General features: G+C 57.9%; 17 protein-coding genes. 4 read left to right on the forward strand and 13 right to left on the reverse strand.

From position 1 onward, the window contains the following. Positions 1 to 75 precede the first annotated feature (75 nt). The 5 genes from secF to queA are packed head-to-tail and all read right to left on the reverse strand — an operon-like array spanning position 76 to position 5541. Entirely contained in the window at positions 76 to 1047 is a 972-nt protein-coding gene (gene secF / locus AB6V08_RS10950) for a protein translocase subunit SecF (protein ID WP_368542679.1), read from the reverse strand. 10 nt (positions 1048 to 1057) lie between these two features. Then, on the reverse strand, positions 1058 to 2905 hold the full coding sequence (gene secD, locus AB6V08_RS10955) for a protein translocase subunit SecD (protein WP_368542680.1): 1848 nt from the start codon (positions 2903 to 2905) through the stop codon (positions 1058 to 1060). A gap of 27 nt (positions 2906 to 2932) precedes the next feature. Next, positions 2933 to 3265: a preprotein translocase subunit YajC gene (gene yajC / locus AB6V08_RS10960; RefSeq protein WP_003021544.1), complete on the reverse strand. Its 333-nt coding sequence runs from the start codon at positions 3263 to 3265 to the stop codon at positions 2933 to 2935. Between the two features lie 22 nt (positions 3266 to 3287). Next, positions 3288 to 4415, reverse strand: coding sequence for a tRNA guanosine(34) transglycosylase Tgt (gene tgt / locus AB6V08_RS10965; protein ID WP_020885227.1), 1128 nt, complete (start codon positions 4413 to 4415; stop codon positions 3288 to 3290). A 55-nt stretch (positions 4416 to 4470) separates the two neighbouring features. Continuing rightward, positions 4471 to 5541 (reverse strand): tRNA preQ1(34) S-adenosylmethionine ribosyltransferase-isomerase QueA, encoded by a 1071-nt coding sequence (gene queA / locus AB6V08_RS10970; protein WP_368542681.1) that lies wholly within the window; start codon positions 5539 to 5541, stop codon positions 4471 to 4473. A gap of 93 nt (positions 5542 to 5634) precedes the next feature. Between queA and acpH the strand changes: the two genes are divergently transcribed. After that, positions 5635 to 6216, forward strand: coding sequence for an ACP phosphodiesterase (gene acpH / locus AB6V08_RS10975; protein WP_368542682.1), 582 nt, complete (start codon positions 5635 to 5637; stop codon positions 6214 to 6216). A 112-nt stretch (positions 6217 to 6328) separates the two neighbouring features. Beyond that, positions 6329 to 6931 (forward strand): peroxiredoxin, encoded by a 603-nt coding sequence (locus AB6V08_RS10980; RefSeq protein WP_131633292.1) that lies wholly within the window; start codon positions 6329 to 6331, stop codon positions 6929 to 6931. 46 nt (positions 6932 to 6977) lie between these two features. On the opposite strand, the gene AB6V08_RS10985 is transcribed toward AB6V08_RS10980, so the two are convergent. From AB6V08_RS10985 to phoB, 8 genes are all read right to left on the reverse strand, one after another. After that, the gene (locus tag AB6V08_RS10985; protein ID WP_368542683.1) at positions 6978 to 8846 is read right to left on the reverse strand and encodes an amidohydrolase; all 1869 of its coding nucleotides are present in this window, start codon (positions 8844 to 8846) and stop codon (positions 6978 to 6980) included. A 21-nt stretch (positions 8847 to 8867) separates the two neighbouring features. Beyond that, positions 8868 to 9413 carry an antibiotic biosynthesis monooxygenase gene (locus AB6V08_RS10990; protein ID WP_368542684.1) on the reverse strand — a complete coding sequence of 182 codons (546 nt, stop codon included), beginning with the start codon at positions 9411 to 9413 and terminating at the stop codon, positions 8868 to 8870. 49 nt (positions 9414 to 9462) lie between these two features. Next, a complete protein-coding gene (locus AB6V08_RS10995; RefSeq protein WP_234675132.1) occupies positions 9463 to 10104 on the reverse strand; it encodes a hydrolase in 642 nt (213 codons plus the stop codon). 201 nt (positions 10105 to 10305) lie between these two features. Continuing rightward, on the reverse strand, positions 10306 to 12123 hold the full coding sequence (gene malZ / locus AB6V08_RS11000; protein WP_368542685.1) for a maltodextrin glucosidase: 1818 nt from the start codon (positions 12121 to 12123) through the stop codon (positions 10306 to 10308). A 149-nt stretch (positions 12124 to 12272) separates the two neighbouring features. After that, positions 12273 to 13646, reverse strand: a complete 1374-nt coding sequence (gene proY / locus AB6V08_RS11005; RefSeq protein ID WP_368542686.1) for a proline-specific permease ProY — start codon at positions 13644 to 13646, stop codon at positions 12273 to 12275. Between the two features lie 80 nt (positions 13647 to 13726). Beyond that, on the reverse strand, positions 13727 to 15046 hold the full coding sequence (gene brnQ, locus AB6V08_RS11010; RefSeq protein WP_368542687.1) for a branched-chain amino acid transporter carrier protein BrnQ: 1320 nt from the start codon (positions 15044 to 15046) through the stop codon (positions 13727 to 13729). Positions 15047 to 15467: 421 nt separating this feature from the next. Further along, on the reverse strand, positions 15468 to 16751 hold the full coding sequence (phoR, locus tag AB6V08_RS11015) for a phosphate regulon sensor histidine kinase PhoR (protein ID WP_368542688.1): 1284 nt from the start codon (positions 16749 to 16751) through the stop codon (positions 15468 to 15470). Positions 16752 to 16772: 21 nt separating this feature from the next. Beyond that, positions 16773 to 17462 (reverse strand): phosphate response regulator transcription factor PhoB, encoded by a 690-nt coding sequence (gene phoB, locus AB6V08_RS11020; RefSeq protein WP_010428026.1) that lies wholly within the window; start codon positions 17460 to 17462, stop codon positions 16773 to 16775. Between the two features lie 188 nt (positions 17463 to 17650). Here phoB and sbcD point away from each other — a divergent pair, with 188 nt between their 5' ends. Together sbcD and sbcC are read left to right on the forward strand one after the other, a co-directional pair. Continuing rightward, positions 17651 to 18856: an exonuclease subunit SbcD gene (sbcD, locus tag AB6V08_RS11025; RefSeq protein ID WP_368542689.1), complete on the forward strand. Its 1206-nt coding sequence runs from the start codon at positions 17651 to 17653 to the stop codon at positions 18854 to 18856. Further along, positions 18853 to 21984: an exonuclease subunit SbcC gene (sbcC, locus tag AB6V08_RS11030; protein WP_368542690.1), complete on the forward strand. Its 3132-nt coding sequence runs from the start codon at positions 18853 to 18855 to the stop codon at positions 21982 to 21984. The genes sbcD and sbcC overlap by 4 nt, the downstream gene beginning before the upstream one ends. The last annotated feature ends 171 nt before the right edge of the window (positions 21985 to 22155 follow it).

The following is a 22155-nucleotide window of genomic DNA, read 5'->3' on the forward strand; positions in this document are numbered from 1 at the left end:
AGGAGTGTTTATCAGCCGCGGGCAAAAAAAATCCCGGCCATAAGACCGGGATTCGATACAGCGTTAAGCGTCGGATTACGGCAGAATTGACGGCTGATCCGCCCCTTCTTTTTCGACTTTCTGCTGCAGCAGGTGTTCGCGCTTCATGCCAAGCTTCAGCGCCAGCGCGGATGCAACGTAGATAGACGAAGCAGTACCGATAGACACACCGATCAGCATGGTCAGCGAGAAGCCTTCCAGCACCGGGCCACCGAAGAGATACAGCATCAGGATAACCATCAAGGTGGTACCGGATGTGATCAACGTACGGTGAAGCGTCTGGGTCAACGACACGTTGAAGATTTCGTACGGCGTACCGCGACGGATCTTGCGGAAGTTTTCACGAATACGGTCAGATACCACGATACTGTCGTTCAGTGAGTAACCGATAACGGACATCAGGGATGCCACAATCGTCAGGTCGATCTCAATGTGGAACAGAGACAGTACGCCCATGGTGATCACCACGTCGTGCGCCAGAGCGATAACCACACCTGCCGCCAGTCGCCACTCGAAGCGGAAACCGACGTAAATCAGGATGGAGATCAGCGCCACCATCAGCGCCATCGCGCCGGTCTGCGCCAGGTCTGCACCCACGCTCGGGCCGACAAACTCAATACGCTTAACGGTCGCGTTCTGGCTGGTCGTTTCGTTAATCACGTGTACGACCTTGCTGCCCAGCTCCTGGCTGCCGTTGGCATCGTGTACCGGCGGCATACGCACCATGATGTCGCGGCTGCTGCCAAAGTTCTGCAGCAGTGGCTCTTCAAAGCCCGCTTTTTGCAAAGCGTCACGCATCTGGTCCATATCGACCGGTTTTTCCAGGGTAATTTCAATCACCGTACCACCGGTGAAATCCAGACCCCAGTTAAAGCCTTTCACGCCCATAATGATGAGGGACAAAATCAGGAGGAAACCCGAAATGCCGAAGGCCCAGTAGTCCCAGCGCATAAAGTCCCAGACTTTACGGCCGTGGTTCAATTGTTCAACAGTATATTCCTGTGCCACAACGCACTCCTCAGATAGACAGCTTTTTGACGCGCTTGCCGCCATACAGCAGGTTCACGATGGCACGGGTGCCGACAATAGCGGTAAACATCGACGTTGCCACACCGATACCGGTGGTGATAGCAAAGCCTTTGATCGCGCCGGTACCCACTGCATACAGGATCAGAACCTTAATCAGTGTTGTTACGTTCGCATCGAAGATGGAGCTAAACGCGCCTTTATAGCCTTCTTCAATCGCCTGTTGCACAGAACGACCGTTGCTCAGCTCTTCTTTAATACGTTCGTTTATCAGTACGTTGGCGTCGACCGCCACCGCAAGGGTCAGAACGATACCCGCAATACCCGGCATGGTCAGCGTCGCACCCGGCAGCAGGGACATGATGCCGATAATCAGCACCAGGTTAGCCACCAGCGCGGAGGTCGCAATCAGACCAAACTTCTTATAGAAGAAGATCATGAACAGGATGGAGACCACCAGACCGGCCAGACACGCTTCCAGACCCTGCTTGATGTTCTGCATACCCAGGGTTGGGCCGATAGTACGTTCTTCAACAATCTGAATTGGCGCAATCAGCGCACCGGCACGCAGCAGCAGAGAGAGCTGACGCGCTTCGTTCGGGTTGCTGATACCGGTGATGCGGAAGCTGTTACCCAGACGAGACTGGATATTGGCGATGTTAATCACCTCTTCCTCTTTCACCAGCACGGCACGCCCGTTGGCATCTTTCTTACCGCTGTCTTTGTACTCCACGAACAGGGTCGCCATCGGTTTGCCGATATTGTCCTTGGTGAAGTTAGACATGATGTTACCACCCGCGCTATCCAGCGAGATGTTAACCTGCGGCTGGTTGTATTCGTCCTGGCTGGAAGTGGAGTCGGTAATGTGGTCACCGGTCAGGATCACGCGTTTGTACAGCACAACCGGCTGACCTTCGCGGGTCTGTTTCACTTCGGAGTCGCCCGGGATACGCCCAGAGGCAGCAGCAGACTGATCGACGTTGGAGTTAACCAGACGGAATTCCAGGGTTGCGGTTGCACCCAGAATCTCTTTCGCACGCGCGGTATCCTGGATACCCGGCAGTTCAACCACGATACGGTCAGCACCCTGACGCTGTACCAGCGGTTCCGCCACGCCCAGTTGGTTCACACGGTTACGCAGAATGTTGATGTTCTGCTGAACGGCGTACTCACGCGCTTCACTCAGACGCGCGTCCGTCATGACCGCACGCAGCTGGTTGCTCCCCTGAGAGGTGATCACCAGGTCACGGTGACGCTGAGACAGGTAAGATACAGCCTGATCGCGTGCCGCGCTGTCGCGGAACGTGATGCTCATGCCGTAGTTATCTTCTTTACGCACGGTGGTGTATGCGATGCCTTTTTCACGCAGATCGCTGCGCAGGCTGTCGATATTTTGTTCCTGCAGTTTGCCCAGAGCGGTGTCCATATCCACTTCCATCAGGAAGTGAACACCACCACGCAGGTCAAGACCGAGCTTCATTGGCTCTGCATTCAGTGCAGCTAGCCAACGCGGCGTTGCAGGAGCAAGGTTCAGCGCCACGACATATTTATCACCCAGCACGCCCATCAGCGCTTCGCGAGCGCGGAGCTGCGTGTCGGTGGTGTCGAAGCGAGCAAGAATTGCGCCCTCTTCCAGTGCCACAGACTTCGCGGTAATTTTTTCTTCTTGTAACGTTTTCTGGACCTGGATCAGCGTTTGCTCACTGGCGGCGACACCGCGCGCGCCAGTGATTTGAACGGCCGGATCCTCACCATACAGGTTGGGAAGCGCGTACAGCAGGCCGACGATAATCACGACGACCAGCATGATGTACTTCCACAAAGGATAACGGTTTAACACGGCAGTTCCCTTTGGGAAAAGTTTGAATTACAGCGCCTTCATCGTGCCTTTCGGCAGAACGGCAGCTACGAAGTCACGTTTGATAACCACTTCAGTGGTGTCGTTCAGTGCGATTGCAATGTAGCCGCTTTCCGCTACTTTGGTTACGCGACCGACCAGGCCACCGTTGGTCAGGACTTCATCGCCTTTCGCGATGGAGTTCATCAGGTTTTTGTGCTCTTTGGTGCGTTTCTGCTGTGGACGCAGGATCATGAAGTAGAAGATCAGACCGAACACAACCAGCATCAGAATCAGAGACATCGGGCTGCCCTGCGCTGGAGCACCTGTTGCCGCTACCGCATCAGAAATAAAAAAGCTCATTCAAATTCCCTCATTATTAATATTAATCAACGTTCAAAGGTGGAACGGTTCGACCCTGACGTTGGTAGAAATCGGTCACGAAGCTCTCTAATTTACCCTCTTCGATAGCCTTACGTAAACCAGCCATTAAGCGCTGATAATAACGAAGATTATGAATGGTATTCAGACGCGCACCCAAAATCTCATTGCAACGATCGAGATGGTGCAGGTACGCACGAGAGTAATTGCGACAGGTGTAGCAATCGCACTCGGAATCGAGCGGACTGGTGTCACTCTTATGCTTCGCGTTACGGATTTTCACCACGCCATCGGTAACGAACAAATGGCCGTTACGCGCGTTACGGGTTGGCATGACGCAGTCGAACATATCAATGCCGCGACGCACGCCTTCAACCAGATCTTCTGGTTTACCCACACCCATCAGGTAACGGGGTTTATCTGCAGGGATTTGCGGGCAAACATGTTCAAGAATGCGATGCATGTCTTCCTTTGGCTCACCTACAGCCAAACCGCCGACAGCGTAGCCATCAAAGCCTATCTCTACCAGACCTTTAACCGAGATATCGCGTAAATCTTCGTAAACGCTGCCCTGGATAATGCCGAACAGCGCGTTTTTGTTTTGCAGCGAGTCAAAACGGTCGCGGCTGCGCTTCGCCCATCGAAGGGACATCTCCATAGAGCGCTTCGCGTAGTCCCAGTCGGCAGGGTATGGCGTACATTCATCGAAGATCATGACGATGTCTGAGCCCAGATCGTACTGAATCTCCATCGATTTTTCAGGATCGAGGAAGATCGGATCGCCGTTGATTGGGTTACGGAAGTGGACGCCCTGCTCGGTGATCTTACGGATATCGCCCAGGCTGAAGACCTGGAAACCGCCGGAGTCGGTCAGGATTGGGCCTTTCCACTGCATGAAGTCGTGCAGGTCGCCGTGCAGCTTCATGATTTCCTGGCCAGGACGCAGCCACAGGTGGAAGGTGTTACCGAGGATAATTTGTGCGCCAGTGGCTTCAACTTCTTCCGGCGTCATCCCTTTTACGGTGCCGTAAGTCCCCACAGGCATAAACGCGGGGGTTTCGACCACGCCGCGATCAAACACCAGGCGACCGCGGCGCGCGCGACCGTCGGTGGTATCGAGTTCAAATTTCATTTTTCTTCCTCTGTGCCAGAAAAACAGTCCAACACATTATTCTGGTGCCGCGGACTTATTCCCCGACACGCTCATTCAAAGCTTGCGGATTGTACGTGATAAACATCGCGTCCCCGTAGCTAAAAAAGCGATATTTTTGTTCTACCGCAGACTTGTAGGCGGCCATGGTGTGCTGATACCCCGCAAAAGCGGAAACCAGCATAATCAGCGTTGATTCAGGCAGATGGAAGTTGGTCACCAGCGCATCAATCACTTTGTACTGATAGCCCGGGTAGATAAAGATTTGCGTATCGCCAAAGAACGGCTCAATCAAATCCGTTTTCGCGGCCTGCGCGGCGCTCTCAAGGGAGCGCACGGAGGTCGTCCCCACCGCGATAACGCGGCTGCCGCGGGCTTTCGCCGCCAGCACCGCGTCAACCACCTCCTGCGGCACTTCCGCATACTCGGAGTGCATGATGTGATCTTCGATGGTGTCGACGCGCACCGGCTGGAAGGTTCCCGCGCCAACGTGCAGCGTCACGAACGCCATCTCAACGCCTTTTGCGCGCAGCTTTTCCAGTAACGGTTCATCAAAGTGCAGGCCCGCCGTCGGGGCGGCAACCGCGCCAGGCTTCTGGCTATAAACGGTTTGATACAGCTCGCGGTCGGCCTCTTCGTCTGGGCGCTCGATGTACGGCGGCAGCGGCATGTGGCCGATGGCGTTCAGAATATCCAGCACCGTGCGCTCGTCGTTAAACTCCACCTCAAACAGCGCGTCGTGGCGCGCGATCATGGTCGCTTTGATGCTTTCGTCGTCGCCCAGCAGCAGCTCGGCGCCCGGCTTCGGCGCTTTGGATGCGCGAATATGTGCCAGAATACGTTTATCATCGAGCATACGTTCGACCAGCACTTCAATCTTGCCGCCGCTGGCTTTACGGCCAAACAGACGCGCCGGGATCACGCGGGTATTGTTAAAGACCAGCAGATCGCCAGGGTTGAGCTTGTCGAGCAAATCGGTGAAAGTACCGTGCGTCAGCGCGCCCGTTGGCCCGTCCAGTGACAGTAAGCGGCAGCTACTGCGCTCAGGCATTGGATAGTGAGCAATCAGGGACTCAGGTAGTTCAAAGGAAAAATCGGTGACGCGCATGACGTATACTCGTGACTTAAAAACAGGCGGCATAGTCTAGTGCTCACACCCTTTTGCTGCAACAACTAGCCGCCTTCTGGACAAATAAAACGCATGAATTTTCTCGCTCACCTGCACCTCGCCCACCTCGCCGACAGCTCCCTTTCCGGGAACCTGCTGGCTGATTTTGTGCGCGGCAATCCCGCGGAAGCCTATTCCGCTGACGTTGTTGAAGGGATTTTTATGCATCGCCGCATCGACGTGCTGACGGACAACCTGCCCGAAGTGAAAGAGGCGAAAGAGTGGTTCCGCCCGCAGACCCGCCGCGTGGCGCCGATTACGCTCGACGTGATGTGGGATCATTTCCTGTCGCGCCACTGGGCGCAGCTTTCGCCGGATATGCCGCTGCAGGATTTCGTCCAGTACGCCCACGCGCAGGTGTCGCTGATTTTGCCGGAATCGCCGCCCCGCTTCGTTAACCTGAATAACTACCTGTGGTCCGAGCGCTGGCTCGAGCGGTATCGCGAAATGGCCTTTATCCAGAACGTCCTGAACGGGATGGCGAGCCGCCGCCCGCGTCTCGACGCCCTGCGCGACTCCTGGCATGATCTGGACGAACATTACGCTGCGCTGGAAACGCGTTTCTGGCAGTTTTACCCGCGCATGATGAACCAGGCGAAAAACAAATCGCTTTGATAGGTGAAAACTTGTTGAACGATTGTTATCGCCTCTTTGTCTTCCTGATGAACAGGCTCTATACTGGCCCGCGTTGCGTTCCAAATAACCTTAGTATCTACAGGAGAATCACATGGTTCTGGTAACTCGTCCGGCTCCGGATTTTACAGCTGCAGCAGTTCTGGGCAACGGTGAAATCGTTGAAAACTTCAACTTCAAACAGCACACCAACGGTAAAGCGACCGTTCTGTTCTTCTGGCCAATGGACTTCACCTTCGTTTGCCCGTCTGAACTGATCGCATTCGACAAGCGTTACGAAGAATTCCAGAAACGTGGCGTTGAAGTGGTAGGCGTGTCCTTCGACTCTGAATTTGTACACAACGCATGGCGTAACACCCCTGTCGACAACGGCGGCATCGGTGCGGTGAAATACGCGATGGTTGCGGACATCAAACGCGAAATCCAGCAGGCTTACGGTATCGAACATCCGGACGCTGGCGTTGCGCTGCGCGGCTCCTTCCTGATCGACGCGAACGGCATCGTTCGTCACCAGGTTGTGAACGATCTGCCGCTGGGTCGTAACATCGACGAAATGCTGCGCATGGTTGACGCGCTGCAGTTCCACGAAGAGCACGGTGAAGTGTGCCCGGCTCAGTGGGAAAAAGGCAAAGAAGGTATGAACGCCTCTCCAGACGGCGTTGCTAAATACCTGTCCGAGAACGTATCCAGCCTGTAATCGGCACGGTTTACGAAAAAGGCCCGCATACGCGGGCCTTTTTGTTTTAGAACGCGAAGCATGAACAGCCGAGCACGCCCCAGAACGCCTGCTCATCGGATACCGGAATAGCCGACTGGCGCGCAATGCCGTGCGCATGGCCATGCACGCCGCAGCTGCCGATGCACTGGTGCATCTGCACTACCGCACCCACCTTGCTGGCGGCCGGCGGCGCGGAGCGATAATGCCCCGGCACCTTGACCACGGGCGACCACTCCGGTAGAACCGGGATCGGCGGCGGCGCAAGCGGGCTGAAATGCCCGGCGGCGTAAACCACTTTGCCGTCCACCACGGTCAGCACCGACTCAATACCCTTGATCTCCTCTTCCGGCACGCTGAAGTAATCTTTCGACAGCACCACCAGATCCGCGAGCTGCCCCTCAACCAGACGGCCTTTCTTGCCCTGCTCGCTGGAGAACCACGCGCTGCCTGCCGTCCACAGCTCAAGCGCCACGTTGCGCGGCAGGCGGTTGTTATCGTCATACATCGCCAGCCCGCCCACGGTGCGCCCGGACACCAGCCAGTAGAGCGCCGTCCACGGGTTATAGCTCGCCACGCGGGTGGCGTCGGTGCCTAACCCGACAGGCACGTCCAGCTCCAGCATTTTCGCTACCGGCGGCGTGTGTTTCACCGCCTCTTTGCCGTAGCGATCGACGAAATATTCGCCCTGGAACGCCATACGGTGCTGCACCGCAATCCCGCCGCCCAGCGCCTTCACGCGCTCGATATTGCGCTCGGTGATGGTTTCAGCATGGTCAAAGAACCAGTGCAGCCCGTTGAACGGAATATCGCGGTTCACCTTCTCGAACACGTCCAGCATCCGGCTGATGGATTCGTCGTAGGTGGCGTGCAGGCGGAACGGCCAGCGGTTTTCTACCAGGTGACGCACCACGCGCTCCAGCTCATCCTCCATGCCTTCCGGCAGATCCGGACGCGGCTGGAGGAAGTCTTCGAAATCGGCCGCCGAGAAGACCAGCATCTCGCCCGCCCCGTTGGCGCGGTAGAAATCGGTTCCCTGCCCCGGCTTGAGCATATCTGTCCAGCGCTCGAAATCCTCCAGCTCCTGCTTCGGACGCTGGGTGAAGAGGTTATAGGCGATACGCACCGTCATCTGCTCTTTGGCGTGTAGCTGCTCGATGATCTCGTAGTCTTCCGGGTAGTTCTGGAAACCGCCCCCCGCATCGATGGCGCTGGTCAGCCCCAGGCGGTTCAGCTCGCGCATAAACTGGCGCGTCGAGTTCACCTGCTGCTCAAGGGGCAGCTTCGGCCCTTTCGCCAGCGTCGAGTAGAGGATCATGGCGTTCGGTTTGGCGATCAGCATGCCGGTCGGATTGCCGTTGTTGTCGCGCACGATCTCACCGCCCGGGGGATTCGGGGTCTCTTTGGTATAGCCCACCGCCTTCAGCGCCGCGCGGTTCAGCAGCGCGCGATCGTACAGGTGGAGAACAAACACCGGGGTATCCGGCGCGGCGTCGTTAAGCTCCTGAATAGTTGGCATCCGGCGCTCGGCGAACTGGAATTCACTCCAGCCGCCCACCACCCGCACCCACTGCGGCGACGGCGTGCGGTCGGCCTGATCTTTCAACATACGCAGCGCGTCGGCCAGGGACGGGACGCCCTCCCAGCGCAGCTCGAGGTTGTAGTTCAGCCCTCCGCGGATCAGGTGCAGGTGCGAATCGTTAAGACCCGGTATCACCGTGCTTCCCTGTAAATCGACAATCTGCGTGCCCTGGGTGGCATAGCTCATGATGCGATCGTGGTTTCCGGTCGCGAGGATCTTACCGTTGGCGATCGCCACCGCTTCCGTAATCGGGTTTTCGCGGTCAAGCGTATGGATCTGACCTTTGGTTAAGATCAGCGTAGCAGTTTGAGACATAACGTACTCCTTTGGGCCGGATCAGGCTTTTTTTAGCCATCCGGCAAACAGACGGGTCACGATGGGCATCCACAGCCAGACCACCAGCGCGACCACACAGGCATCGTTAATCAAATGCAGCAGTAAAGAACCTTTCAGGCCGGGCAGGAGCGCCCCGGTGACGAGCGGCACTACGTTGGTGCTCGGGAAGATCACCAGCAGCGTAATAAGAAACTGCTTCCACTGCTTCGGCTTACGCACGTGCGGCTCCGGCGGGGTAAACCAGAACGCCGCCTCGGTGCGAACCTCGGTTTTATCCCCTTCCGCCAGCAGCGGTTCAATCTCTTTCACCAGCACGTTGCGGGTGTCGGACTGCGTCCAGGCGTAGAGGTGCTCGATAGTGTCGAAGCGAATAATCACCGTCCACGGGGATTGCTCCCCGGACGGACGGATCACGTTCGCGCCAAGATGACCGGGAAATTCCGCTGCGATGGGCATAATTTTGCCCAGCCACTGCTCATAACGCTCGGTTTGCCCCGGAAGCAACGTATGGGTGATCACCAGCGTCACATGTGAAGTTTGCGCCATAAAGGTTCCCTGGATTGTAGAAGGGCGGGATGACCCCGCCCGGAAAGGATTACGCTTTGCGCTCTGGCGCACCGTGAACGAGGGTGTAGGCATAATCAACGCCCATCCCGTAAGCACCGCTGTGCTCGCGCACCAGATCCATCACCGCGTCATAGGTGCCTTTGCGCGCCCAGTCGCGCTGGTATTCGAGCAGAACCTGCTGCCAGGTCACCGGCACCGCGCCCGCCTGCACCATGCGGTCGATAGCGCGTTCGTGCGCATCCACGGAGGTGCCGCCGGAGGTATCGGTCACCACGTACACTTCAAAGCCTTCGTCCAGCGCCATCAGCGCCGGGAAGGTCAGGCACACTTCGGTCCACAGGGCAGAGATGATGAGTTTTTTGCGGCCCGTTGCTTTTACCGCCGCAACAAACGCTTCATCTTCCCAGGAGTTCATTGACGTCCGTTCGATAGGCTTAACGTCAGGGTGAACGGCCAGTAATTCCGGCCAGATATAGCCGCTAAAACTTTTAGTTTCGACTGAGGTGTAGATAACCGGAACATCAAATATTTTGCCGGCTTTCGCCAGGGCGACCGTATTATTCTTCAACAGCTGACGATCGATATTGGCAACGCCAAATGACATTTGCGGCTGGTGATCGATAAAAATCAGTGCGGAATTGGATGGGTCAATCAGTTCACGAATAGACATAAAAGTACCTTTTAATCAAAATGTTAAAAGCCAAAAGTTTTGTGTGCTATATGAGAAAGGGCCCTGACTGATAAAGCAAATTGAGTATAGCGAGAATTGAATTAGGGGATATTAAAGAAATTTGTCTGCTCTGTTTAATTAAACAGAACGACTTAAAAATATATTCTGCAGCCGGTGAATAACACCGGCTGCAGGCAAAGATTAATTACCAAACCACACGCTGGCGGAAATGGCCGGCAGAGAGAGTATTCCCTCCTGCAGCGCGCCTTTGCCCTCTTTCAGCTGCCAGGCCTTCACGTTAAGTAGCGGGGAATCGTCCAGCACCACTTCGCAGGCCTCGCCCCGGTTTATCGCCACCAGCACCCGCTGCTGGTTATAGACGCGGACGAATACCACCACGTTATCGTGGGCGTAAACCACCTGACAGCCGCCGTAGCGCAGGGCCTGATTTTGCCTGCGCAGCTTCGCCAGACGCTGATAGAGGCCGAACAGCGCCTTGTCCTGCTTGTCCGACTCCCACGGGAAGGTCTTGCGGCAGAACGGATCGTTGTTGCCATCCAGGCCCACCTCGTCGCCGTAGTAGATACACGGGACGCCCGGCCAGGTGAACAGCCAGGCCACCGCCAGCGGCAGCCGCGCCACGTCTTTGCCGAGGAGAGACTTAAAGCGCGCGGTGTCGTGGCTATCCAGCTGGTTAAACATGCGCAGCTGTTGCTGCTGCGACAGGCTGGCGCGGTAGTTGTCCATCCACGCCGCACAGGTTTCCGCATCGATGTGCTGCGGATCGTAAGAGATATCGGTATTTGCGAGAAAGCCCCACAGCGGGAAGGTAAAGCCGCGATAGTTCATTGAGGCGTCTTCGGCATCGGCCTGCAGCCACTGGCGGGCATCGCCAAAGTGTTCGCCAAATACAAAGGCCTCCGGCTGCGCCACTTTCGCCGAGCGGGTGATGGCGGCGACGTGCTGAAGGTTATTACGCGCGCCCCCCGCCTCGCCGAGCATATGCACCACGTCCAGACGCCAGCCGTCCATGCTCCACGGCGCCTTCAGCCAGTGGCGCACGATGCTGTCCTCACCGCCGTAGATTTCGTCAACCAGCGTCGGGGACTGGAAATCGAGTTTCGGCAGGCTGGCGTAGCCGAGCCAGTCCAGCGCGCGGCCCTCGTCATCGAAGCTGTACCACTCGCGCTGCGGCGAATCCGGGTTGTGGCACGCGCCGGCCATCGACTGATTGTGACGGTCAAACCAGGCGTGAGAATCGCCGCTGTGGTTAAACACGCCGTCCAGAATCAGGCGCATTCCCTCCCGCCGGGTGTTCTCCCGCAGGCGCAGCAGCGCGTCGTCGCCGCCAAACTGCTCGTCAACGTGGCGATAATCCTCGGTGTCGTACTTGTGTACGCTCGGCGCCTTAAAGACCGGGTTGAGGTACAGCGCCGTCACGCCCAGCTTTTTCAGATACGGCAGCTTTTCGCTGATACCGTCCAGATCGCCGCCATAGAAGGTGGAGCCCCCCGCCTGGGCGGTCAGCGGCTCGTCCCAGTCCTTAAAGATAATGTCGTGACCCGCGGCGTGGTGGTAATAGACCTTATCCTGCTGCGCGGTGCGCTTTTTACTGCGCGCGAAGCGGTCAGGGAAGATTTGGTAGAAGACCTGATCGTTGACCCACTGCGGGCCATTATCCGGGTAATCAACGGCGAATTGCTCCAGCCGCGCGGGCGGAAAACGGCTGAACCCCTGCGGGGTAAACCACAGCTGGCGGTTATTCCACAGCAGCTTAAAGCTGTAGCGCCGCCGCGGCTGCCCGCTGCGGAGATCGATATTCGCCCGCCACGCCGTCACGCCGGGCTGCGGCTGGCTGCGCTGCTTGTGCATGGTCAGCGACGTCTCTTCGTTATCCACTTCGGCGCGGAGCGTTACGCGTTCAGGCTGATTTTCACCCGCCAGCCAGAGCGTTATGACGAGGTTGTCTTTGTTTTGCTTAACAAATGGGGCAACCGGTAGGTGCCAGGCGTTCAACATCACGAATCCCCTTTGATGAAATTGACGTCACCTTGCCACAGGGTAGTTCAGGTTAGTTCATCATGAAGAGATTTATTGGGGGAGGAGGACGGGGGAGGAGGCGCCAGTGCAGCGTGATGCCCTCTCCCACGGGGAGAGGGCATTGCGGATTACTGCGCCTGCGCCAGCTGACGGTCGCGGCGGCGCTTAAACATCCAGCCCACCAGCAGCAGCACAATCCACGCGAAGCCCACGTACAGCGAGATACGGGTATCCGGGTGATAGCCAATCAGGCCGATAATAAAGACCAGGAACACCAGCCCGACAGCAGTGGTGACGACGCCGCCCGGCACTTTGAATTTCAGCGCGTTAACTTCTTCCGGCGGCAGGCGGCGGCGGAACGCGATCTGCGACAGCAGGATCATGATCCACACCCAGACGGTGGCGAAGGTCGCCAGCGACGCAATCACCAGGAAGACGTTTTCCGGCATGATGTAGTTGAGGTACACCGCAAACAGCAGCGCGATGGTCATCACCATCACCGTCACCCACGGAATGCCGCGGCGCGAGGTTTTGGCGAAGACTTTCGGTGCGCTGCCCTGCTCTGCCATCCCGTGCAGCATACGCCCCACGCCGAACACATCGCTGTTAATCGCCGACAGAGATGCGGTCAACACCACGAAGTTCAGAATGCTGGCGGCGAAGGTAATGCCCAGATGCTGGAAGGTCATCACGAACGGGCTGCCCTGAGTGCCGACCTGGTTCCACGGGTAAATGGACATGATGACGAACAGCGTTCCCACGTAGAACACCAGAATGCGCATCGGCACGGAGTTGATCGCGCGCGGGATGGACTTCTCAGGGTTCTTCGCTTCCCCGGCGGTGATACCGATAATCTCGATACCGCCGTAGGCGAACATCACCATTTGCAGGGACATCACCATGCCGAGCCAGCCGTTGCTGAAGAAGCCGCCGTTGCTCCACAGGTTATGAATGCCGGTTGGCTGCCCGCCGTTGCCGATCCCCCAGATGATGATGCCGAAACCGGCGACAATCATGATGATGATGGTGGCGACTTTAAAGAACGAGAACCAGAACTCCAGCTCGCCAAACACCTTCACGCTCATCAGGTTGATGGCGCAGATAATCAGCACCACGCTTAGCACCCAAATCCAGTGCGGCACCGTCGGGAACCAGACGCCCATGTAGATGCCAAACGCGGTCACGTCGGCAATGGCAACAATCAGGATCTCAAAGCAGTAGGTCCAGCCCGTGATGTACCCGGCCAGCGGGCCTAAGTTCTCTTGAGCGTAGCGGGAGAAAGAGCTTGCGGACGGGTTGTGTACGGACATTTCGCCCAGCGCGCGCATAATGATATACGCCGCAGCACCCCCAATGATGTAGGCCAGCAGCACGCTTGGACCTGCCATTTTAATGGCATCTGCCGAGCCATAAAAAAGGCCAGTACCGATCGCCGAGCCGAGCGCCATAAAGCGGATGTGGCGGGTGCTCAGTCCACGTTTAAGTTTGTTAGTGCTTTCCATTTAAATCTTGCCATTCAACACGAAAAAACAAAAAACCACGGGGCCTTAAGCCCCGTGGTTAAACAGTTTGTTGCCGTTGATTAATGCGCGTTAGAAGTAACCTGACGCCCTGCTGCACGGTCCCAGATAATGGCCAGAACCAGCGCTACAACGGTAGGCATCAGCCATGCCAGACCTTGTTCGGACAGCGGCAGACGCTGCGTCCAGGCTGGCAGCACTTCACTGAATGCTGATGCTTTGATCCCGTCAAGGATACCAAAAATAAGGCTGATGAACATTGCCGGAGCAATAATTCGGGAGGAATTATTCCACCACGGACGCGTGAAGCTCAGCACCACCAGCACGATACACGGCGGGTAAATGGCCGTCAGCACCGGGATGGAAACCTGAATCAGGTGACTCAGACCCAGATTCGATACCGCCATAGAGAAGATGCCCAGGATGAACACCAGCGTGCGGTAGGAGAGCGGCAGATACTGCGCAAAGAACTCGGCGCACGCGCAGGTCAGGCCAACGGCGGTCACCAGACACGCCAGGAAAATCAGCACCGCCAGCAGCATGCTGCCTGCACCACCGAAGGTGTGCTGCACGTAAGCGTGGAGGATAGCCGCACCGTTCGCGTTCTGATCAACCAGCATCGCGCTGTCTGAACCCAGGCGGAACAGCGCCAGGTACAGCAGAGTCAGGCCAACGCCCGCCATCAGGCCAGCCCAGATGGTGTAGCGGGTCAGCAGACGCGCTTCGGTCACGCCACGGGAACGCGCGGCGTTCACGATAACGATACCGAACACCATTGCGCCCAGCGTATCCATCGTCAGGTAGCCGTTCACAAAACCGTTAGAGAACGCGGCGTTTTTATAGGCGTCCATCGCTTCGCTGATAGGACCTGCCGGCCACATGATGGCGGCGACGGACAGCACGATCAGCGCGACGATTTTCATCGGCGCAAGGAAGTTACCCACGGTATCCAGCAGCTTGCCCGGATAGAGGGAAACCAGAATCACGATAGCGAAGTAGACCAGGCTGTAGATAAACAGCGGCATCGCGCCGTCGCCGGTCAGCGGGGCGATCCCCACTTCGAAAGAGACGGTTGCGGTACGCGGGGTCGCAAACAGCGGGCCAACGGCCAGATAACACACGGTCGCCAGCAGAACGCCCGCCACTTTACCGATCGGCGAGCTGAGGCTATCAACGCCACCACCCACTTTCGCCAGCGCGACAACGGTCAGCACCGGCAGGCCCACCGCGGTGATCAGAAAACCAAAAGCCGCAGTCCAGACGTGTTCGCCTGCCTGTAAGCCAACCATTGGAGGGAAAATGATGTTGCCTGCGCCAACGAACAGCGCAAATGTCATAAAGCCCAGTGCGATGATGTCACGCGATTTTAAGTGATGGGTCATAAAACCTTACTGCCTGTGGATGTGGTGTTGAAAACGTTGAGATTTTCGCTATCCCTAACGGGACGATACAGCGGAAAATTTGCTCAATTTCAGCGGGAAATGCTCCCGTCCTGTCGTGGCGAAGAATAGTTTTTCGATTTACCACGCAAATACAGTCGGTATGACAGTATATGGTGCGCAATTTAAACGCTTATAACGTTTAAAGGCAAGGAGGGATCGTAAAACCAGAACAATATGCCAGCATGAAAATTCAGACCAGAACAATACGCTAAATACTGGAAAAACCCGTGGTTAATAATGCGAACAAAAAACCATCAACTGTATAATATTCATTCGCGTTTCGCTTGACTGCAAAGTAAACGAGCCAGCAATGGCTGGCTCGTGGAAAGCTAAGGTGACACGCCTGCCATCAGGCACTCATTCAGGCAATTAATCGTTCCGGGATGACAAAACTGAAACGCGTGCCTTTGCCTAACGTACTCTGAATATCAAGACGGCTCTCGTGATGATTCACCGCATGCTTCACAATCGCCAGCCCCAGCCCGCTGCCGCCGGTTTGCCTTGAGCGCGCCTTATCCACGCGGTAGAACCGTTCGGTCAGGCGTGGAATGTGTTCAGGCGCAATGCCCGGCCCGTTATCCTCCACGCTAAACTCCGCGCCGGACGAAAGACGCTTCCACGTCACCGTGATGTGCGTCCCTTCCGGAGTGTGATTCACCGCGTTGTAAACGAGGTTCGAAATGGCGCTGCGCAGCTCATCTTCACTGCCGCGCACCTTAAGCGCGGGATCGACATCAAAAGTAAGCTGATGTTTTTTATGGCTTAAGGTCTGCGCCTCGCGCTCTACAACGCGCAGCATCATCGGCACGTCGATGGTTTCATTGAGCGCCAGCGACGGGGCCGCCTCAATTTTAGAGAGCGTCAGAAGCTGTTTCACCAGCCCTTCCATACGGTGCGTTTGCTCCCGCATGGTATGGAGCGCCTTTTCGCGCGGCGCCCCTTCCAGGGTTTGCTCCTGCATCATCTCCAGGTAGCCCTGCAGCACGGTCAGCGGCGTGCGCAGCTCGTGGCTGACGTTGGCAAAGAAGTTGCGCCGGGCACCCTCAAGCTGGTGCATCTGGGTGACATCGCGCGCCACCATCAGCCACTGCCTATCGCTGTAGGGCATCACGCGGATCTCCAGATGGCGACCGTTGTTCAGCTTCAGATTATGCGGACGCGAAAAGTCGCGCTTTTTCAGATACAGCGTGAACTCCGGGTAGCGCAGCAGGTTCAAAATGTTCTGGCCGTTATCGTCCGGCCAGCGCAGCCCGAGCAGCTGTTGCGCGAGGCCGTTACACCAGAACATGGTGCCCTCTTCAGTGGTGAGGATCACCGCGTCCGGCAGCGACTCCGCGCCGCTGCGAAAGCGTTTGATAAGGCTGCCCAGCTCGCGGCGACGCTTTTTATTACGCATTTGCATCTGGTGCAGGCCGTAGAGCAGCGGCTCCCAGCTTCCGCTTCCCGGCGGAGGCGTCATGCTACGGTCAACCCACAGCCACCACGAAAGGCGCAGTAAATTCCAGAAATGCCAGATAAGAAGGCCGGTTACCGCCGCCAGCAAAAACCACGGCAGATGGCCGAAAAACGCCCCCAGAATGAGGGCCGGGATACAGCATAAGATGAGTTCAAAAACGAGCCTTTTCCATGACAGACGTTCCAGCACGCATCACACTCCTGTCATTGTTCAGAAACGGGTTGAGAATCGATAACCCGTACCGCGGACCGTCTGCACCATGCGATCGTGCCCGCTCAGCTCCAGCGCTTTGCGCAGGCGGCGAATATGTACATCAACCGTCCGGTCTTCGACATAGACGTTAGTTCCCCAGACGTTATTCAGCAACTGCTCGCGGCTGTAGACGCGCTCCGGGTGCGTCATAAAGAAGTGCAACAGCTTGAATTCGGTAGGGCCCATGTCGAGCGGGTTTTCGCCGGTCATCACGCGATGTGAGGTGGGATCGAGGCTCAGCCCCTGCATCTCAATCACCTCTTCCACCGCCATCGGTGAAATGCGGCGCATCACGGCCTTAATACGGGCCACCAGCTCTTTAGGTGAGAAGGGTTTGGTAATGTAATCGTCCGCGCCGGTTTCCAGACCGCGCACGCGATCCTCTTCTTCACCGCGCGCCGTTAGCATCACAACCGGGATATCGCGGGTCATGGCCTCGCGCTTGAGGTGTTTGATAAACTGCAGTCCCGAGCCGCCGGGCAGCATCCAGTCAAGCAGAATCAAATCGGGCCAGGGTTCGTTCAGCTGATTCACCGCGCTGTCATAATCTTCAGCTTCAACGGGCTGAAAGCCATTTTGTTCGAGCACGAAGCACACCATTTCACGAATAGGAGCTTCATCTTCTACGACCAGAATACGTCTCGCCATACTTTGCCCTGTCTTATCTTATTTAAGTTACAAGTTTGTAATGCGGCGCCATTATGCGTCAGATTTATGACAGATTTATGAAAAACATTACCACTAAAACGGGCAAACCGTTGTTTTATTACAGCGGTTATTTTCCCCTCGCCGAAAGCTTATAATCCCCCTCATCTTTTTTTTGCCACGGAACCGCTATGCGCATACTTCACACCTCGGACTGGCATCTGGGTCAAAATTTTTACAGCAAAAGCCGCGCCGCGGAACATGAAGCCTTCCTGAACTGGCTGCTGGAAACCGCCGCGTCGCACGAGGTGGATGCCATCATCGTGGCGGGCGATATTTTTGATACCGGACAGCCGCCGAGCTATGCGCGCGAACTCTATAACCGCTTTGTCGTGAATTTGCAGCAAACCGGCTGTCATCTGGTGATTGTGGCGGGCAACCATGACTCGGTGGCGACGCTGAACGAGTCTCGCGATATCCTCGCCTTCCTTAACACCACCGTGGTCGCCAGCGCCGGGCACGCGCCGCAAATCCTGAAAAAGCGCGACGGTACGCCGGGCGCGGTGCTGTGTCCGGTGCCGTTTTTGCGTCCCCGGGATATCGTGCAGAGCCAGGCGGGGCTCTCCGGCGGCGAGAAGCAGCAGCACCTGCTGCAGAGCATTACCGACTATTATCACCAGCAGTACGCCGACGCCTGCGCCCTGCGCGGCGATCTCGCCATTCCGGTGATTGCCACCGGGCACCTGACCACCGTCGGGGCGAGCAAAAGTGACGCGGTACGCGACATCTACATCGGCACGCTGGACGCCTTCCCGGCGCAAAACTTCCCCCCTGCCGACTACATCGCCCTTGGGCACATTCACCGCGCGCAGATGATTGGCGGCTGCGAGCATATTCGCTACTGCGGCTCGCCCATTTCGCTGAGCTTTGATGAAACCGGCAAGGCCAAAATCGTGCATCTGGTGAGCTTCACCGACGGCAGGCTCGGCGCGGTGGAGTCCCTGGAAGTGCCCGTCACCCAGCCGCTGGCGGTGCTGAAAGGCGATCTGGCGTCCATTACCGCCCAGCTTGAGCAGTGGCGCGGCGCGGCGCTGAACCCGCCCGTCTGGCTGGATATCGAAATCACCACCGACGAATACCTGCACGATATGCAGCGCAAAATCCAGGCCCTGACCGACGATCTGCCCGTCGAGGTGCTTCTGGTGCGCCGCAGCCGGGAACAGCGCGAGAAAATTCTGCTCAGCGCGCAGCGTGAAACCCTGAGCGAGCTGAAGGTTGAAGAGGTTTTTGAGCGCCGGCTGGCGCAGGAAGAAATAGACGACGCGAAACGCGCGCGTCTCAACGAGCTGTTCAGCCATACGCTTGCCACGCTGAACGACGAGGAGGAAAACGCATGAAAATCCTGAGCCTGCGTCTGAAAAACCTCAACTCCCTGAAGGGCGAGTGGAAAATTGATTTCACCGCCGAGCCGTTTGCCAGCAACGGCCTGTTCGCCATTACCGGCGCAACCGGGGCGGGTAAAACCACGCTGCTGGACGCCATCTGCCTGGCCCTGTACCACGAAACGCCGCGCCTGCAAAAAGTGTCTCAGGCGCAAAACGATCTGATGACCCGCGACACCGCCGAGTGTCTGGCGGAAGTCGAGTTTGAGGTGAAGGGCGTCGCCTACCGCGCATTCTGGAGCCAGAACCGCGCGCGCAACCAGCCGGACGGGAACTTACAGGCGCCTCGCGTGGAGCTGGCCCGCTGCGAAGACGGTAAAATTCTGGCGGATAAAGTCACCGACAAGCTGGAGCAAACCGCCACCTTAACCGGGCTGGATTACGATCGCTTTACCCGCTCGATGCTGCTTTCCCAGGGGCAGTTTGCCGCCTTCCTTAACGCCAAACCGGGCGACCGCGCCGAGCTGCTCGAGGAGCTAACCGGCACGGAGATTTACGGCCAGATTTCAGCGAAGGTCTTTGAAAAACACAAGGCCGCCCGCAGCGCGCTGGAGATGTGCGAAGCCCAGGCCGCCGGCGTGGTGCTGCTGAGCGAAGAGCAGCAACAGCAGCTGCAGCAAAGTTTGCAGGTGCTCACTGACGAAGAGAAAACCCTGCTGGCGCAGCAGCAAATTCAGCAGAACCAGTATCAATGGCTTACGCGTCAGGACGAGCTGGCGCGCGAACAGCAGCGCGCGGAGGCCCAGCAGCAGCAGGCGCGGCAGGCGCTCGCGGAGGCCGCTCCCGATCTGGCGAAGCTCCAGCAGGCGCAGCCCGCGGCGCAGCTGCGTCCGCTATGGGAAAGCCAGCAGGAGCAGACCGCTCGCCTTGCGCAGACCCGTCAGCAAATCAATGAAGTAAATACTCGCTTACAGGCCAGAACCGCGCTGCGCGCGCGCATTCGCAACGGCGCGCAGCAGGCCCGGGAGCGGCTCCAGGCCGAGCTAACGTCCGCTGCCCGCTGGCTGGCGGAGCATGAGCGCTATCGTCAGTGGGGCCAGGAGATTGCCGGCTGGCGCGCGCACTTCGGCCAGCTTAATCGCGATAAAAGCCAGCTTGCTGCGCTCGCGGCGCGCATCCAGGAGCTGCGCCAGAAGCTCGCCGCCCTGCCGGAGATCAGCCTGACGCTCACCGCGGACGAAGTGGGTGCGGCGATGGAGCAGCAAACCCGCTCACGCAGCGCACGCCAGCGCCTGACCGCGCTTCATGCCCGCTACCAGCCGCTGCAAAAGCGCCTGACGCAAAACGCGGAAAGCCTGCACAAAGCCCAGGCTGACCAGGTCAGGCTCAACGACACGCTGGCCCTGCGCAGGCAGCAGTACAAAGAGAAAAACCAGCATTATCTGGACGTTGAGCTGCTGTGCAGGCAAGAGGAAAAAATCAAAAGCCTGGAGGCAGAGCGCGCCCAGCTTCAGGCCGGGCAGCCGTGTCCGCTGTGCGGCTCCACCGCGCATCCGGCGGTTACGGCGTATCAGGCGCTGGAGCTGAGCGCCAACCAGCGCCGCCGCGACGAGATGGCAAAAGAGGTGGCGGCGCTGAAAGAAGAAGGTTTGCTGGTGCTTGGGCAGGTAAATGCCCTCACGCAGCAGATCCAGCGCGACGCCGACGAGGGGCAGACGCTTTCCCGGGAAGCGCAAGCGCTCACCGAGGAGTGGCAGGAGGTTTGCGCCAGCCTGAACGTGAGCCTGAACATTCAGGATGATATCGCCCCGTGGATGAACGAGCAGGAGCGGTACGAGCGCGAGCTTTATCACCTCAGCCAGCGCCTGACCCTGCAAAGCCAGCTCAACGAGCAGGAAGAGCAGCAGCGCCAGCACCAGCAGCAGCTTGCAACGAGCCGTCAGACGCTGGAAACCGCGCTGCGCGCGCTGTCGCTTGATGCCCCTGAAGAAGGTGCAGAGGCGGCGTGGCTGGCCGAGCGCGAAGGTGAATCCGCACGCTGGCAGGAGAATCAGGCTCAGCACGCGGCTATTCAGGAACGCATTAACGCCCTGACGCCGCTGCTCGACGCGCTTCCGCAGGCCGATAGCCCGGAGGCCGAAACGCTTATCCCGGACAACTGGCGCGAGATCCACACTGAGTGCGTTTCCCTGCAAAGCCAGCTCGCGACGCTCCAGCAGCAGGAGGGGCTGGAAAACGACCGTATGCAGCAGGCGCAGGCGCAGTTTGCCGCCGCGCTCGCGGCAAGCGAATTTGCCAGCCAGGAGGCGTTCCTGAGCGCGCTGCTGGATAGCGACACGCTTCGCCGCCTGGAGCAGCTGAAGCAGACGCTGGAAAATCAGAATCAGCAGGCTGCGGCGCTCTTCGGGCAGGCCAGCCAGCAGCGACTGGCGCATCAGGCGCTGCGCCCGGAAGGGCTGGAGGCCGATGCCGCGACCCTGCAGGCTCAGCTGCAGCAGCTTGCGCTGCAGCTGCGGGAGAACACGACCCGTCAGGGCGAGATCCGCCAGCAGCTTAAGCAGGACAGCGACAACCGTCTGCACCAGCAGGCGCTGATGCAGCAAATTGACGAGGCCGCCCGTCTTGCGGACGACTGGGGGTATCTGAACGCGCTGATTGGCTCCAGCACCGGAGATCGTTTCCGTAAGTTCGCCCAGGGGCTGACGCTGGATAACCTCGTCTGGCTGGCAAACCAGCAGCTTAACCGCCTGCACGGGCGCTATCTGCTCCAGCGCAAGGCAAGCGACGCGCTGGAGCTGGAAGTGGTGGATACCTGGCAGGCCGACGCGGTGCGCGACACCCGTACGCTGTCCGGCGGCGAAAGCTTCCTCGTGAGCCTGGCGCTGGCGCTCGCGCTTTCTGACCTGGTGAGCCACAAAACGCGGATTGATTCCCTGTTCCTGGATGAAGGGTTCGGCACGCTGGACAGCGAAACGCTGGATACGGCGCTGGACGCGCTCGACGCGCTCAACGCCACCGGGAAGACCATCGGAGTGATTAGCCACGTCGAGGCGATGAAGGAGCGCATTCCGGTGCAGATTAAGGTGAAGAAGATCAACGGGCTGGGGTATAGCAAGCTGGACAGGGTGTTTGCGGTGGAGTGAGTGGGGTCTTCACCCGCATCTTCATGAATAATGCCCGCACGTAACAATTCCCTCGCCCCTGTGGGGAGAGGGCCAGGGTGAGGGGTGCATACGGCTCTGGCGGTCGTTCCGTTCACCTTACGTTCCCTGCTTCTCTGTTACCACACGACCTGTGAACGTGTCAGGGAGGCT

It is taken from the genome of Enterobacter soli (assembly GCF_964208575.1).
Lineage (GTDB): Bacteria > Pseudomonadota > Gammaproteobacteria > Enterobacterales > Enterobacteriaceae > Enterobacter > Enterobacter soli_A.

Bases quoted from the DNA above. Each gene is read 5' to 3' on its own strand.
- brnQ (WP_368542687.1), bottom strand. From the start codon at position 15,046: ATGACCCATCACTTAAAATCGCGTGACATCATCGCACTGGGCTTTATG.
- queA (WP_368542681.1), bottom strand. From the start codon at position 5,541: ATGCGCGTCACCGATTTTTCCTTTGAACTACCTGAGTCCCTGATTGCT.
- phoB (WP_010428026.1), bottom strand. From the start codon at position 17,462: ATGGCGAGACGTATTCTGGTCGTAGAAGATGAAGCTCCTATTCGTGAA.
- acpH (WP_368542682.1), top strand. From the start codon at position 5,635: ATGAATTTTCTCGCTCACCTGCACCTCGCCCACCTCGCCGACAGCTCC.
- malZ (WP_368542685.1), bottom strand. From the start codon at position 12,123: ATGTTGAACGCCTGGCACCTACCGGTTGCCCCATTTGTTAAGCAAAAC.
- sbcC (WP_368542690.1), top strand. From the start codon at position 18,853: ATGAAAATCCTGAGCCTGCGTCTGAAAAACCTCAACTCCCTGAAGGGC.
- AB6V08_RS10985 (WP_368542683.1), bottom strand. From the start codon at position 8,846: ATGTCTCAAACTGCTACGCTGATCTTAACCAAAGGTCAGATCCATACG.
- AB6V08_RS10980 (WP_131633292.1), top strand. From the start codon at position 6,329: ATGGTTCTGGTAACTCGTCCGGCTCCGGATTTTACAGCTGCAGCAGTT.
- proY (WP_368542686.1), bottom strand. From the start codon at position 13,646: ATGGAAAGCACTAACAAACTTAAACGTGGACTGAGCACCCGCCACATC.
- sbcD (WP_368542689.1), top strand. From the start codon at position 17,651: ATGCGCATACTTCACACCTCGGACTGGCATCTGGGTCAAAATTTTTAC.
- AB6V08_RS10995 (WP_234675132.1), bottom strand. From the start codon at position 10,104: ATGTCTATTCGTGAACTGATTGACCCATCCAATTCCGCACTGATTTTT.
- yajC (WP_003021544.1), bottom strand. From the start codon at position 3,265: ATGAGCTTTTTTATTTCTGATGCGGTAGCGGCAACAGGTGCTCCAGCG.
- AB6V08_RS10990 (WP_368542684.1), bottom strand. From the start codon at position 9,413: ATGGCGCAAACTTCACATGTGACGCTGGTGATCACCCATACGTTGCTT.
- tgt (WP_020885227.1), bottom strand. From the start codon at position 4,415: ATGAAATTTGAACTCGATACCACCGACGGTCGCGCGCGCCGCGGTCGC.